This is a genomic window from Sediminicoccus rosea, from assembly GCF_033547095.1.
Taxonomy (GTDB): Bacteria; Pseudomonadota; Alphaproteobacteria; order Acetobacterales; family Acetobacteraceae; genus Roseococcus; species Roseococcus rosea.
This window is the reverse complement of sequence record NZ_CP137852.1, coordinates 4,981,189-4,994,257: the sequence shown is the minus strand read 5'-3', so window position 1 is coordinate 4,994,257 and position 13,069 is coordinate 4,981,189. Positions and strand designations below refer to the sequence as shown.

Annotated in this window: 11 protein-coding genes; 4 read left to right on the top strand and 7 right to left on the bottom strand. The window is 70.2% G+C overall.

What is annotated here, in order from left to right; translation table 11 throughout:
• Positions 1 to 41 precede the first annotated feature (41 nt).
• Entirely contained in the window at positions 42 to 1,757 is a 1,716-nt protein-coding gene (locus tag R9Z33_RS24050; RefSeq protein ID WP_318649115.1) for an AMP-dependent synthetase/ligase, read from the bottom strand.
• A 97-nt stretch (positions 1,758 to 1,854) separates the two neighbouring features.
• Here R9Z33_RS24050 and R9Z33_RS24045 point away from each other — a divergent pair, with 97 nt between their 5' ends.
• Together R9Z33_RS24045 and R9Z33_RS24040 are read left to right on the top strand one after the other, a co-directional pair.
• Positions 1,855 to 3,666 (top strand): M3 family oligoendopeptidase, encoded by a 1,812-nt coding sequence (locus R9Z33_RS24045; protein ID WP_318649114.1) that lies wholly within the window; start codon positions 1,855 to 1,857, stop codon positions 3,664 to 3,666.
• Complete coding sequence (locus R9Z33_RS24040) at positions 3,663 to 5,033, top strand: ABC1 kinase family protein (RefSeq protein WP_318649113.1); 1,371 nt, start codon at positions 3,663 to 3,665, stop codon at positions 5,031 to 5,033. The genes R9Z33_RS24045 and R9Z33_RS24040 overlap by 4 nt, the downstream gene beginning before the upstream one ends.
• A 9-nt stretch (positions 5,034 to 5,042) precedes the next feature.
• Here R9Z33_RS24040 and R9Z33_RS24035 read toward each other — a convergent pair whose 3' ends face one another.
• From R9Z33_RS24035 to R9Z33_RS24015, 5 genes are all read right to left on the bottom strand, one after another.
• Complete coding sequence (locus tag R9Z33_RS24035; RefSeq protein ID WP_318649112.1) at positions 5,043 to 5,924, bottom strand: TauD/TfdA dioxygenase family protein; 882 nt, start codon at positions 5,922 to 5,924, stop codon at positions 5,043 to 5,045.
• Positions 5,925 to 5,940: 16 nt separating this feature from the next.
• Positions 5,941 to 6,909, bottom strand: a complete 969-nt coding sequence (locus R9Z33_RS24030) for a Bug family tripartite tricarboxylate transporter substrate binding protein (protein WP_318649111.1) — start codon at positions 6,907 to 6,909, stop codon at positions 5,941 to 5,943.
• 72 nt (positions 6,910 to 6,981) lie between these two features.
• Entirely contained in the window at positions 6,982 to 7,956 is a 975-nt protein-coding gene (locus R9Z33_RS24025) for a Bug family tripartite tricarboxylate transporter substrate binding protein (protein ID WP_318649110.1), read from the bottom strand.
• 17 nt (positions 7,957 to 7,973) lie between these two features.
• On the bottom strand, positions 7,974 to 8,711 hold the full coding sequence (locus tag R9Z33_RS24020) for a dienelactone hydrolase family protein (protein WP_318649109.1): 738 nt from the start codon (positions 8,709 to 8,711) through the stop codon (positions 7,974 to 7,976).
• Positions 8,712 to 8,739: 28 nt separating this feature from the next.
• Positions 8,740 to 9,969 (bottom strand): Hsp70 family protein, encoded by a 1,230-nt coding sequence (locus R9Z33_RS24015; protein WP_318649108.1) that lies wholly within the window; start codon positions 9,967 to 9,969, stop codon positions 8,740 to 8,742.
• Positions 9,970 to 10,033: 64 nt separating this feature from the next.
• On the opposite strand from R9Z33_RS24015, the gene R9Z33_RS24010 reads away from it, so the two are divergent.
• Both R9Z33_RS24010 and R9Z33_RS24005 read left to right on the top strand, forming a co-directional pair.
• A complete protein-coding gene (locus R9Z33_RS24010; protein WP_318649107.1) occupies positions 10,034 to 10,681 on the top strand; it encodes a glutathione S-transferase family protein in 648 nt (215 codons plus the stop codon).
• Between the two features lie 4 nt (positions 10,682 to 10,685).
• Entirely contained in the window at positions 10,686 to 11,897 is a 1,212-nt protein-coding gene (locus R9Z33_RS24005; protein WP_318649106.1) for an MFS transporter, read from the top strand.
• Here the strand turns inward: R9Z33_RS24005 and R9Z33_RS24000 are convergent.
• Entirely contained in the window at positions 11,857 to 13,062 is a 1,206-nt protein-coding gene (locus R9Z33_RS24000) for an MFS transporter (protein WP_318649105.1), read from the bottom strand. The genes R9Z33_RS24005 and R9Z33_RS24000 overlap by 41 nt on opposite strands.
• Positions 13,063 to 13,069 lie beyond the last annotated feature (7 nt).

Here is a 13,069-nt window from a genome sequence, read left to right as displayed (position 1 = left end):
CCGCGGTGAGGCTAGCGGCCGGATTCGCGCCGGGGCAAGCGCTACCCCAGTGCCGCCACCTCCGCGCCGTAGCGTTCCAGCACCTGCCGCCGCTTGATCTTCATGGTCGGCGTCAGCAGCCCGTTCTCCACCGTGAAGGCCTCGGGCAGGGTCTGCACGCGGCGGATGCGCTCGATGTTGGAGAGGCGCGCATTCACGCGCTTCACCGCTTCGCCCACGCGCTCCGCCTGGCCCTCGGCGGGGACGATGAGGGCCACGACACCCGCCATTCCCTCGCCCGCCACCACGGCCTGCGCCACCTCGGCCTCGCCCGCCAGCATCGCCTCGATCTTGGAGGGGGCGACCATGTCGCCGCCCTTCAGCTTGATGAAGTCGCGCTTGCGGTCGGTGATGTGGATGCGGCCGTCGCGCAGCTCCGCCACGTCGCCCGTGTGCAGCCAGGGCTCGCTCTCGCCCTCCGGGACGCGCAGCGCCTGGGCGGTGGCGTCGGGGTTGTTCCAGTAGCCGTCCATGACGAGGCCGCCCTTGACCAGCAGCTCGCCATCCTCGGCGAGGCGTACCTCCACCCCTGGCAGCGGCTTGCCCACGCTGCGGCGGTCATTGTCCCAGGGCAGGTTCACGCTGATGACGGGCCCGGCCTCGCTCTGCCCGTAGCCCTGGATGATGGTGACGCCGAGCGCCATGAAGAAGCCGGACAGCTCCGGGTCGAGCCGCGCGCCGCCCGAGACCAGCGCCTCCAGCGCGCCGCCGAAGCGCGCGCGGACCTTCTGCCGCACCAGCCGGTCCAGCAGGGCGTCCTGCACGCGCTCGAACAGGCCGAGCGGCGGGCCGTCCAGCTTGCGCAGGCCGAGCGCGATGGCGCGCCGGAACAGCTTGAGCCGCAGCCCGCCCTCCTTTTCGAGCGCGCCCATGATGCGCTCGCGGATCACCTCGAAAAGGCGCGGGACGGTGGTGATGAGGTGCGGCCGGTGCTCGGCGAAATCGGCCAGGAGCTTGTCCGCGCCGCGCGAGAAGATCACCTGGTAGCCACAGGCCGGCATGAGGAAGCCGCCCACCGTGTGCTCATAGCTGTGCGAGAGCGGCAGGAAGGAGAGGTAGCGCCCGTGCCTGACGCCGATCCGGTCGATCAGGCCCTTGGCGCCGGCGCAATTGGTCAGCATGGCGCGGTGCGGCAGCATCACGCCCTTGGGGTTGCCGCCGGTGCCAGAGGTGTAGATCAGGCAGGCCAGCCGCCCGGCCGGGATGTGCTCCACCTCCGCGATCAGCATGGCGAGGTCGCCGGGCGTGGCCGTCATCTCGGCCCAGCTGAGGGCCCGCGTCTCGGCCGGCGCGGGGGGCAGCTCTTCCATGCCCACCAGCAGGTCCAGGGGGGCCGCGGCCAGCACCCGCTCCGCCAGCGCATGGGTGGAGACGATGGCGGCCCGCGCCCCGCTGTCGCGGAGGACATGGGCGTGGTCGGCCACCGTGTTGGTCACGTAGGTGGGCACGGTCACCGCGCCGATGGCCATGATGGCGTTGTCCGCGATCATGAATTCCGGGCGATTCTCGCTCACCAGCAGAACGCGGTCCCCGGGCATGATGCCCTGGGCGCGCAGCCCGGCGGCCAGGTCAGCGACCTTCTGGCAGAATTCGCCGCGGCTCATGCTGTGCCAGGCCCCCTCCCGCCAATAGCCCAGCATGGGCCGGTCCGGCGCCTCGACGGCCAGGGTGAAGATCAGGCCGGGCAGGCTCGTCGCCTGTTCGACGGTGTGCGGCATGCAATGGATCCCGGAACTTGGACGTGGGGCCGCTTGGACGCGGCGCTCACCCGCATATATGAGAAGGATGCGAATGATCCCAGGCCGCGCCCCTGAAATGTTGCGCTCCCCCCTCGATGCCTCTGGCCCCGCCGCCGGCGGCGATGCCTCCCTGCCTTCGTGGGATCTCTCCGATCTCTACAAGGGGCCGGAGGATGCCGCCCTTTCGGCCGACCTCGCCCGCACCGAGGAACAGGCCCGCGCCTTCCAGGAGCGGCTGTCCGGCAAGCTCGCCGGGCTTTCGGGCGATGCCCTGGCCGCGGCGCTGCGGGAATACGAGGCGATCGAGGAGGTTCTGGGCCGGGTGATGAGCTTCGCGCAGCTGCTCTTCGCGGGCGATGCGCAGAATGCCGAGAATGGCCGCTTCTACCAGACCATGCAGGAGCGGGTGACGGGCATCTCCTCCCACCTCGTCTTCTTCACGCTGGAACTGAACCACATCGCAGAAGCGACGCTGGAGGAGAAGCTGAAGGCGAGCCCCGCCCTGGCCCGCTTCCGCCCCTGGCTGCGCGACCTGCGCGTCTGGCTGCCGCACCAGCTCTCGGACGAGATGGAGCGCCTGCTGCACGAGAAGGAGGTGACGGGCCGCGCCGCCTGGAACCGCCTCTTCGACGAGACCATGGCGAACATGACAGTGACGGTGAGCGGCGAAGAGCTCTCGGTCAGCGCCGCGCTGAACAAGCTCTCCGACAGTGACCGGGATGTGCGCGCGGCGGCGGCCAAGGGTGTCTCCGAGGCGTTTGGCAGCCGCATCCGCCTCTTCTCCCTCATCACCAACACGCTGGTGAAGGACAAGGAGGTGATGGACAAGTGGCGCAACCACCCCCGCCCCGGCTCCTCCCGCAACCGCGCCAACATGGTCGAGGACGAGGTGGTGGACGCGCTGGTGACCGCCGTGCGCGAGAGTTTTCCCCGACTTTCGCACCGCTACTACAGCATGAAGGCCAAGTGGCTCGGCCTCGAGAAGCTGATGCATTGGGACCGCAACGCGCCATTGCCGCGCGATGCGGACAGCACCATCCCGTGGCCCCAGGCCGTGCAGCAGGTGCGCGCCGCCTATGCCGGCTTCAGCCCGGAAATGGAGAAGCTGGCGGCGCCCTTCTTCGACAAGCCCTGGATCGATGCCGCACTCCGCCCCGGCAAGTCGGGCGGCGCCTTCGCCCACCCGACGGTGCCGAGCGCGCACCCCTACCTGCTGCTGAACTACCACGGCAAGGCGCGGGACGTGATGACGCTGGCGCATGAGCTGGGCCATGGGGTCCACCAGCGCCTCGCCGCCGAGCAGGGCTACCTGATGTCCAGCACGCCGCTGACGCTCGCCGAGACCGCCAGCGTCTTCGGCGAGATGCTGACCTTCCGCGCCCTGCTGGATGCCGAGACGGACCCCGCCAAGCGGCGCCTGCTGCTGGCCGGGAAGGTGGAGGACATGCTGAACACGGTGGTGCGGCAGATCGCCTTCTACCGGTTCGAGACGCTCGTGCACGACGAGCGCCGCCATGGCGAGCTCTCGGCCGAGCGCATCGGCGAGATCTGGATGCAGGTGCAGACGGAAAGCCTGGGGCCGATCTTCGACTTCACGCCGGATTACGCCTGCTACTGGGCCTATATCCCGCACTTCGTGCACTCGCCCTTCTACGTCTACGCCTATGCCTTCGGGGATTGCCTGGTGAACGCGCTCTACGGCGTGTATCGCGACGGCAGCGTTCCGGACTTCGAGGGCAAGTACATGGCGATGCTGAAGGCCGGCGGGACGCTGCGGCACAAGGAATTGCTGGCGCCCTTCGGCCTCGACGCCTCGCGCCCGGATTTCTGGAAGCGCGGGCTGGACGTGATTTCCGGCTTCATCGATGAACTGGAGCAGACCTCTTGAGCGACCGCGAAAGCTCCTCCTTCTTCGGCGAGGTGCGGCGCATGGCGCGCACCTCGGGCGCCGTCACCGGCATCGCGGCCCGCGTGGCGGGTGAGCGCTTCCTCGGCATCAAGACCAACAAGGATGCCCATGCGGGTGACCTGAAGGCGATCCTGGGCGGGCTGAAGGGGCCGATGATGAAGGTGGCGCAGTTCCTCGCCACCATTCCGGATGCGCTGCCCGAGGAATACGCGCGCGAATTGGCGACGCTGCAATCCAACGCGCCGCCCATGGGCTGGGCCTTCGTGAACCGTCGCATGGGCACGGAGCTGGGCGCCAATTGGCAATCCAACTTCGCGGAATTCGGGCGTGAGGCCGCGGCCGCCGCCTCGCTCGGCCAGGTGCATCGCGCGAAGCTGAAGGACGGCACCGAGGTCGCCTGCAAGCTGCAATACCCGGACATGAATTCCGTGGTGGAGGCGGATCTCAAGCAGCTCAAGCTCGGCATGCAGCTCTATCGCAAGATGGACAGCGCGCTCGACAATGAGGACGCCTATGCCGAGATCGCCGAGCGGCTGCGCGAGGAGCTCGACTACACACGCGAGGCCGCGCACCAGCGCCTCTACAGCCTGATCCTGGCCGATGAACCGCGCGTGCATGTGCCCACGCCGATCGACCACCTGACCACCCGCCGCCTGCTGACGATGACCTGGCTGAAGGGCGGCTCCATCCTGAAGCGGCTGGACGAGGAGCCCTCGCTGGAGGAGCGCAACCTCTATGCCGAGGCGCTGTTCCAGGCCTGGTACAAACCGGTCTATCGCTATGGTGTGATTCATGGCGACCCGCATCTGGGCAATTACCAGGTGCGCCAGCCGGGCGTGCATGACGAGGTGGGCGGCATCAGCCTGCTCGATTTCGGCGTGGTGCGGATCTTCCCGCCGAGCTTCATCACCGGCGTCATCACCCTCTACGAGGCGGTGCGCGACGGCGATGACGACAAGGCGCACCACGCCTTCGAATCCTGGGGTTTCCGCAATCTCTCGCGCGAGACGATGCTGGTGCTGAAATCCTGGGCGGATTTCCTCTACGAGCCGCTGCTGGAGGATAAGGTCCGCTTCATCCAGCAATCCGATGACCCGACGCATGGCCGCAAGGTCGCGCAGGCGGTGCATGAGGGGCTGAAGCGCACCGGCGGTGTGAAGATCCCGCGCGAATTCCCGCTGATGGACCGTGCGGCGATCGGCCTCGGCAGCGTCTTCTTCCGCCTCAAGGCGCAGCGCAACTGGCACCGCATGTTCAACGAGCTCATCGCCGACTACAGCGAGGAGAAGCTGGCGCAGCGCCAGGCGGCCGCGCTGGCTGAGGCGCGGGTGCCGGGGCCGATCTGAGGGCCTGGGCTAGGCCGCCTGCTGCTCCAGCGTCGGCGCCACGTCGGAGAGGGTGACGCGGCGCATGTCCCGCTTGTAGCGCTGGTCGTCATAGGCGCGGCCGCGATGCAGCGTGCAGCGATTGTCCCACATGACGAGGTCCCCCACCGCCCAGCGGTGGGAATAGACGAAGCGCGGCTGTGTCGCGTGCTCCAGCAGGTCACGGATCAGCATCAGCGCCTCCGGCGTCGGCATGCCGTGGATCCGGCCGATATGGGAGGAGAGGAACAGCGCCGTGCGGCCGGATTCCGCGTGTCGGCGCACCAGGCGTTGCGGGACGGGCGCGAATTGCCGGCGCTCGGCCTCGGTCCATTCGGCGAAGCCCAGCATGGCGCGGGAATAGATCAGCGAATGGTCGCAGATCATGTCCCGCACGCACGCCTGCATGGCGGCGGGCAGCGCCTCCCAGGCGCCGCGCGTGTCGGCGAATTCGGTCTCGCCGCCCTCGGGCGGGATGCTGCGGGCGTGCAGCAGGGAATGCTTGGCGGGCGTGGCCTTGAAGCTGCTGTCCGAATGCCAGAGCCGGTTGCCGAGCGAGAAGAAGCGCCGCCGGTCATCCGCTGCCAGGATCTCGCCTTTCTCGTCCAGGTTCGAGATGTCGTTCATCGCGAAATGCTTGAGGCGCTGCTTGTCCACATCCACCGTGGCCCGCGTCTGCTCGATGGGGCCGAAGCGCGCGGCGAATTCCATCTGCTGGTCGTCATCAATGTCCTGGCCGGGGATGACCAGCACGCCGTAGCGGGCGATGGCCGCGTCCATCACGGCGAATTCTTCGTCCGTCAGCGGGCGGCGGAGATCCGCGCCCTCGATGCGGGCGCCGAATGTGGGCTTGAGCGGGGTGACGGTCAGCATGGCGTGTTCTCCGGTCTCATTGCGCGCGGACATCGGCGGCGCGGATCACCTCGCGCCACTTGGCGCGGTCGGCCGCGAGGCGATTGGCGAAGGCCTCGGGCGGTTCGTAGAGCGGCGTGAAGCCGGCCGCGACGAGGCGGCGCGGCAAGGCGGGGTCGGCCATGGCGGCGCGCACCGCGCCATCCCAGCGGGCGATCACATCGGCGGGCGTGCCGCGCGGCAGGCAAAGGCCGAACCAGCCTGTCACCTCGAAGCCGGGCAGCGTCGCGGCAATGCGGGGCAGGTTCTCGTAGCCGGTGACGCGCGTCGGGTCGCCTTGCGCCACGAAGCGCATCGTTCCGTCGCGCACCTGGCCCGCCACATCGCCGATATTGGTGATCATGAAATCCACGCGGCCGCCGATGATGTCCACCGCCGCCGGCGCCGCCCCGCGATAGGGGATGTGCTGCATGTTCACCTGGCCGAGCCGCTTCATCAGTTCCCCCGCGAGGTGCTGGGCCGAGCCGGGGCCGGGGCTGGCGAAGGTGATCTCGCCCGGGCGGCGCCGCGCCTCCTCCAGGATCTGCGCGACGCTCTGGAAGCGGCTGCCGGCGGCCACCACCAGTGCGTAGGAGGAGAGCGCCACATTGGAGACGGGCAGCAGCTCCGCCCCCGGATCGAGCGGGAGATTGGCGCCTTGCAGCTGTGGCGTGATGGAGAGCGTGCTCATCGGGCATTGGAAGGCGGTGTAGCCATCGGGCGCGCTGCGCGCGACGAGCTCCGCGCCGATCGCGCCGTTCACGCCGGTGCGGTTCTCCACCGCCACGCGCTGGCCGAGCAGCGGCGAGATGGCCTCGGCGACCAGGCGGGAGAGCGTGTCCGAGCCGCCGCCGGCCGCGAAGCCGCTGACGATGCGCGGCGGGCGTTCGGGGAAGGCGGCCCAGGCCGGTGTGGCCAGGGCAAGCGGGATCAGAACGGCCAGGATGCGGCGTGGGTGGCTTCGCATGGGCTCCCTCCCGGGGAATTTCGCGAAGCGTCACGCCGCGGGGGCCGCCATGTCAAGGCGAAGCTGCGCGGCTCACCCCTCGGCGCGGATATTCCCGCGCTCGATCACCTCGCGCCATTTGTCGCGCTCGCGCAGCAGGCGGGCATCGCCGGCGGCGGGCGTGCTGCCCACATAGTCGAAGCCCAACTCACCGAAGCGGCGTGCCACATCCTCGGCGCGGGCGGCGCGGATGGCGGCCTCGTGCAGGCGGTTGACCGGGCCATCGGGCGTCGCCTTGGGGGCGGCCAGCATGGCCCAGGTATAGACGTCATATCCCGCGAGGCGCCGGTCGCTCTCCGCCATGGTCGGCACATCCGGGAATTGGCTGATGCGCGCCTCGGTCATCGCGGCGAGTGCCCGCACCGTGCCGGCGCGGATATGCGCGGCCGCTCCGGGCACATCGGCGAACACCATGTTCACCTCGCCCGCCAGCAGGGCCGTCAGCGCGGGGCCGCTGCCGCGATAGGGCACATGCGTCAGCTGCACGCCCATCATCATCTTGTAGAGCTCCGCCCCCAGATGCAGCGGCGTGCCCATGCCGGCCGAGCCGTAGTTCAGCCGCGCCCCTTCCGCCCGCGTCCAGGCATGGAAGCCCGCGATGTCGCGCGGCGGCGCATCCGCCCGCACCACGAGGATGTAGGGCGAGGTGGAGATCAGGCTGATGACTCGCAGATCCGCCACCGGATCATAGGGCATGGGCCGCATGGTGAGTGGCGAGGTGAGGAAGGAGATGGAGCCCATCAGCACCGTGTGCCCATCGGGCCGCGCCTGGACTACGGCGCGCGTGCCGATGGTGGCCCCCGCGCCGCCGCGGTTTTCAACCGTGACGGCCTGGCCCAATGCCTCGCTCATCTTCGGCGCCACCAGCCGTGCGCCGATATCGGGCGTGCCGCCGGGCGGGAAGGGGACGATCATGTTGATCGGCCGGTCGGGCCAGTTCGGTTGCGCCAGCGCGGGCGTGGCGAGCGGCAGCATCAGCGCCGCGCGGCGCGGGATGCGGATGGTCATGTTCTTGTTCCTCCCGTTCAGAGCCTGCGACGATACAGGGAAATCAGCCGTTCCCAATGACGTTCGGCGGCGGGCTTGTCGAAGCACCAGCGCTCGGGGAAGGCGAAGCCGTGATGCACGCCGGGGTGGATTTCCAGCTCGCCCGCGGCGCCGGAGGCATCCAACAGCGCCTGGAGTTCGGCCACCATGGGCAGGGGCGCCAATTCGTCGTGCTCGGCGCAGCAGATGTAGAGCTCGGCCCGGCCCTGGCCGAGCGTGAGATGCGGGCTTTCCTCGGCCTCGCTGACCAGCCAGGTGCCGTAGATCGAGGCGGCGGCGGCGATGCGGCCGGGGAAGCGCGCGGCGGCGGCCAGCGCATAGGGACCGCTCATGCAATAGCCATGCGTGCCGACGGCGCCGGGTTTCACCGCCGGCTGCGTGTCGAGGAAGACCAGCATGGCCGCCACATCGGACATGACGGGCGGGATGGTCATCTTCGTGCGGATGGCGCGCATGCGGTCGCGCTCCGGGTCGCCCACCGTCAGCACGCCGGGGCCGAAGACGCTGTCGCGGCCTGCGCGGTAATAGAGGTTGGGCAGCACCACATAGAAGCCGATGCTGGCCAGGCGGCGGGCCATGTCGCGCAGCTCCTCGCGGATGCCGGGCGCGTCCATCAGCATGAGGATGGCAGGGTGCGGGCCGTGCCGTTCGGGGTGGCAGATGAAGCTCTCCATCGCGCCGTCGCGCGTCGCGATGTCGAGGGTGTGTTCGATCATGGGCTTCCTCCCGTTTCGGGAGAGCCTCTCACCCGCGGCCCATCAGGGCCAGTCCCTCCGCCACCGAGACGAATTCGCCGCCCGCCACCACGCGCGCCTTGCCGAAGCGCTTCTCGAAGAGGCGGCGCACGGCGGGCACAAGACAGGAGCCGCCGGTCAGGAAGACGCGGTCCACCTGCTTGGCGGGGAGGGACGCATCAGCCAGCGCCGCGTCCACCGCCGCGCCGATCTGCCTGAGTTCTGGCGCGATCCAGGCCTCGAAATCCGTGCGGGCGATCTCGGTATCCACCCTGAAATCCGCGTGGCGGAATTGCAGCCGCGCGCGCGGCTTGGCGGAGAGCGCGGCCTTCACGCCGGAGATGGCGCGGTACAGCTCATAGCCCACCTCATCCTCGATGAGCTGGATGAGCTGGTGCAGGCGTTCGGGTTCGGCCGCATTGCGCGCCACATCGGCGATGTCGCGCAGCGTGCGCGGCGCGCGCATGAGCGAGAGCAGGTGCCAGCGCGCGAAGCTCATGTACCAGCCGGGCGGGATGGGAAGTTCCGTGCCCATGACGGTGTAGCTGCCGCCCTTGCCGAGCAGGGGGGAGACGACGTGATCGATGATGCGGAAGTCGAAGGCATCGCCTGCCACGCCGACGCCGGCATGGCCGAGCGGCGTGACGCGGCCGGGCTCGAAGCGGAGCAGGGAGAAGTCGCTGGTGCCGCCGCCGAAATCGGCGACCAGCACGGTGGCCGCTTCGGTGAGGCTGGTGGCGAACCGGTGGCCGGCGGCGGCGGGTTCCAGCTCCACCTGCACATCGGCGAGCCCTGCGGCGGCGAAGCCCGCGCGCAGCCGCGCCTCGCCCAGCACGTCATCCGCCGTCTCGCCCACGAAGCGCACGGGGCGGCCGACGATGACGCGCGCGCCCGCCATCTCGGCCGCGAAAGGGGCGAGCAGTTCGCGCAGGAAGAGGCCGACCAGGGCTTCCAGCCCATAGGGGCGGCCCAGGATCCGCGTCTCCTGGAAGCTCTTCTGCGCCAGGTAGCTCTTCATGGAGAGGATCAGTCGCGCCTCCAGCGGGTCCTCCAGATAGGCGGCGATGCCGTCCGGTCCGGCGGCGTGGCGCAGGTGGCCGGCGCCATCGCGCCAGAAGCAGAGGATGGAGCGGAACACCTCCTCCGTCGCGCGGCGCAGTACGCGGGCCTCGCCCGTCGGGCCAAGGGCGGTCACCACGGAGTTCGTGGTGCCGAAGTCGATGCCGATGATGGGGCGCATCGCGCGCTTGAACCCGCCTGGCGCCCTCTTGGCAAGGCGCGGCTTTGCCGTGACGCTCCGGGGCATGGAAACCACGCTTCGCCCGCCCGCTCTGAAGCTCCTGGGCCGTCACAACGCCTTCAACGTCCGCAAGGTGCTCTGGCTCCTCGACGAGCTGGCGCTGCCCTTCGCGCAGGAAGATTGGGGGCGCGGCTTCCGTTCGACGGATGATCCGGAATTCCTCGCCCTGAACCCGCTCGGCACCGTCCCAGTGCTGGTGGATGGGGAGGCGGTGATCCGCGAATCCCACGTCATCCTGCGCTACCTCGCGGCGCGGGCCGGGGCGGAGGCGCTGTATCCCACGCCGCTCGCCGCGCGCGCGAAGGTCGAGGCCTGGATGGACTGGGTGGCCTATGAGATGTCCATGCCCATGCGCGGCGCCTATCTCGGGGGCGAGCTGGGGCTCACGCCCTGGAACCGCGCCTCCTTCGTGCAGATGGGGCGGGCGGAATATGCGAAGCGCATGGGGCAGCTCGACGTGGCGCTGCGCGATGTGCCCTACCTGGCGGGCGCGGCCTTCACCCTGGCCGACATCCCGGCCGGCTTCGTGGTGCATCGCTGGTTCTCGATGAGGAGCATCGAGCGCACGCCGATGCCGGCGCTGGAGGCGTATTACGAGAGACTGTCGGAGCGGCCGGCCTATCGCGCGCATATCCGCAACGGGCTGCCCTGACCCCATGCGCGGCTTCGCGATCGCCGTCATCGCCGCGCAGGTGCTGACGCAGATCGGCGCCTTCACCCTGCCCGCGCTACTGCCGGAGTATCTCGATCGCTGGAACCTCTCCGCCACCGAGGCGGGCTGGCTGATCGGCGCCTTCTTCGCCGCCTATGTGGTGGTGGTGCCGGTGCTGGTCTCGCTGACCGATCGCCTGCCGGCGCGGCGCATCTACCTGCTGGGCACGGGGCTGACGGCGGCCTCGCATCTGGGCTTCGCGCTCGTCGCCGACGGGTTCTGGAGCGGGCTCATCCTGCGCGCCATGGCGGGCGTGGGCTGGGCGGGCTGCTATATGCCGGGGCTGAAGGTCATCGCCGAGCGGTTGGAGGGCGACGCGCAATCCCGCGCCGTCTCCTGGCATGCGGCGGGGGTGGGGATCGCGGGCGCCGTTTCCTTCGCCGTCGCGGGCTTCTGGGCGATGCTGGGGGGCGCGGAGGCGGCCTTCCTGTTCAGCGGCATGGCGGCGCTGGTCGCCTTTGCCATCGGCGCGGTGGTGATGCCGCGCAACGCGCCGCGCCCGCCCGCCGTGCCGCGCCGGCTGCTGGATTTCCGTCCGGTGCTGCGGAACCGGGCCGCCACGGGATGGATCATCGGCTACACCGTCCACACCTGGGAACTGGCCGCGCTGCGTGCCTGGGCGGTGACCTTCCTGACGCTCGCCATCGCGCGCATGGGCGCGCCGGACTGGCTGCCGGGGCCGACAGCGCTCTTCACCGCGGCGGGGCTCGCGGGCATCGCCATCTCGATCACGGGGAACGAGACGGCGCAGCGTTTCGGGCGCGCGCGCGTGGTGGCCTGGGCGATGGCCGCGGGCGCGTTGATGTCGGTGCTGACGGGGCTGTCGGCCTGGGTCTCGGCGCCGCTCGCAGCCCTGGCCGTGCTGCTGTGGAACGCGGCGATCTACCTCGATTCCTCGGCGTTGACGGCGGGCACGGTCCAGGCGGCCGGGCCGGAATTGCGGGGCGCCACCATGGGGCTGCACAGCATGTGCGGCTATGCGGGCGGCTTCGTCGGTCCGGTCGGCGTGGGGTTGGCGCTGGACCTGCTTGGCCCCGGCAATCCGGCGGCCTGGGCGTTGGCCTTCGGGCACCTGGCGCTGGTCACGCTGGCGGGACTGTTCCTGCTGCGGCGTGTCAGCGCCGCCGCGCCTCGTTCAGCAGCAGCAGCGCCATGAGGGCGATGCCGATCCCGGACATCAGCGCGATGGCCAGGCGCGGCCCCACGCCATCGGCCAGCGCCCCCATCGCCAGCACGCCGAGCGGCCCCATGCCGATGCAGGTTGTGACGAGGCCGAGCACGCGCGAGCGGATTTCGGGCGGCGCCGCCGTCATGACGACGGAGGTCTGCATGGCGGCGAAGCGTGCCGTGCCGAGGCCGCCGATGGCGAGCAGCAGCCAGGCCAGCGCATAGCTGCCGCTGAAGGCGACGAGGACCAACAGGACCATGAACATCAGCGAGCCCACGACGAGCGGCGCCGGGCCGGGCGGGTTGCGGCGCCCCAGCGCCAGCCAGAGCCCACCCAGCAGCGCACCGAAGGGCTCGGCCGCCGCAAGCAGGCCGATGGCGGCGGAAGAGGCCGAGAAGGCGAGCGTGCCGAAGGCGGGCAGGATGGAATTGTAGCTGAAGGCGAAGACGTTCATCACGAAGGTCACGCCGAGCACGATCCGCAGCGCGGAGAGGCTCATCACCAGCCGCACCGCTTCGCCGATGCCGGCGAAGGGATTGCCGCTCACCACGCGGCGCGGCGGCGTGGTCACGCCCAGGGCCAGCCGCAGCGCCACCAGGTGCAGCGCGCAGGCGATGGCGGCGGCGACCGAGATACCGGCGAACTGATAGATCACGCCGCCCAGCAGCGGGCCCACCGCGCGCGTCGTGCTGCCGGTCAGCGTGTCCAGCGCCACGGCCTGCACCAGGTCGCCCGGCGGTGCGGCATCGGCGGCCATGCGCCGCCGCGTCGCCATCTCGCCTGCCCAGGCAAGGCCGGCGAGCAGGCCCTGCACCATCAAATGCCAGGGCGCCAGCGCGCCCAGCACCGCAAGCACGGCGACGCCGCCCGCGCCCAGCGCCGAGCTGGTCTGCAGGGCGATGAGCAGGCGGCGGCGGTCCATGCGTTCGGCGAGGGCGCCGGCGATCGCACCCAGCAGCATCATGGGCAAGGCGCGGACCATGGCGACGATGGAGACGGCCAGCGCCGAGCCGGTCATCTCGAAGGTCCAGAGCGTGGCGGCCAGCAGTTCCAGCCAGCGCATCGCATTGGCGATGCCGCCCAGCATCCAGAGGCGCCGGTAATCCGGCGTGCGCAGCAGGCGCAACAGGGTCGCGGTATCAGGCCGGGCCATGGGCCTC

Bases quoted from the DNA above. Each gene is read 5' to 3' on its own strand.
- R9Z33_RS24050 (WP_318649115.1), bottom strand. From the start codon at position 1,757: ATGCCGCACACCGTCGAACAGGCGACGAGCCTGCCCGGCCTGATCTTC.
- R9Z33_RS24045 (WP_318649114.1), top strand. From the start codon at position 1,855: ATGTTGCGCTCCCCCCTCGATGCCTCTGGCCCCGCCGCCGGCGGCGAT.
- R9Z33_RS24035 (WP_318649112.1), bottom strand. From the start codon at position 5,924: ATGCTGACCGTCACCCCGCTCAAGCCCACATTCGGCGCCCGCATCGAG.
- R9Z33_RS24030 (WP_318649111.1), bottom strand. From the start codon at position 6,909: ATGCGAAGCCACCCACGCCGCATCCTGGCCGTTCTGATCCCGCTTGCC.
- R9Z33_RS24025 (WP_318649110.1), bottom strand. From the start codon at position 7,956: ATGACCATCCGCATCCCGCGCCGCGCGGCGCTGATGCTGCCGCTCGCC.
- R9Z33_RS24020 (WP_318649109.1), bottom strand. From the start codon at position 8,711: ATGATCGAACACACCCTCGACATCGCGACGCGCGACGGCGCGATGGAG.
- R9Z33_RS24015 (WP_318649108.1), bottom strand. From the start codon at position 9,969: ATGCGCCCCATCATCGGCATCGACTTCGGCACCACGAACTCCGTGGTG.
- R9Z33_RS24010 (WP_318649107.1), top strand. From the start codon at position 10,034: ATGGAAACCACGCTTCGCCCGCCCGCTCTGAAGCTCCTGGGCCGTCAC.
- R9Z33_RS24005 (WP_318649106.1), top strand. From the start codon at position 10,686: ATGCGCGGCTTCGCGATCGCCGTCATCGCCGCGCAGGTGCTGACGCAG.
- R9Z33_RS24000 (WP_318649105.1), bottom strand. From the start codon at position 13,062: ATGGCCCGGCCTGATACCGCGACCCTGTTGCGCCTGCTGCGCACGCCG.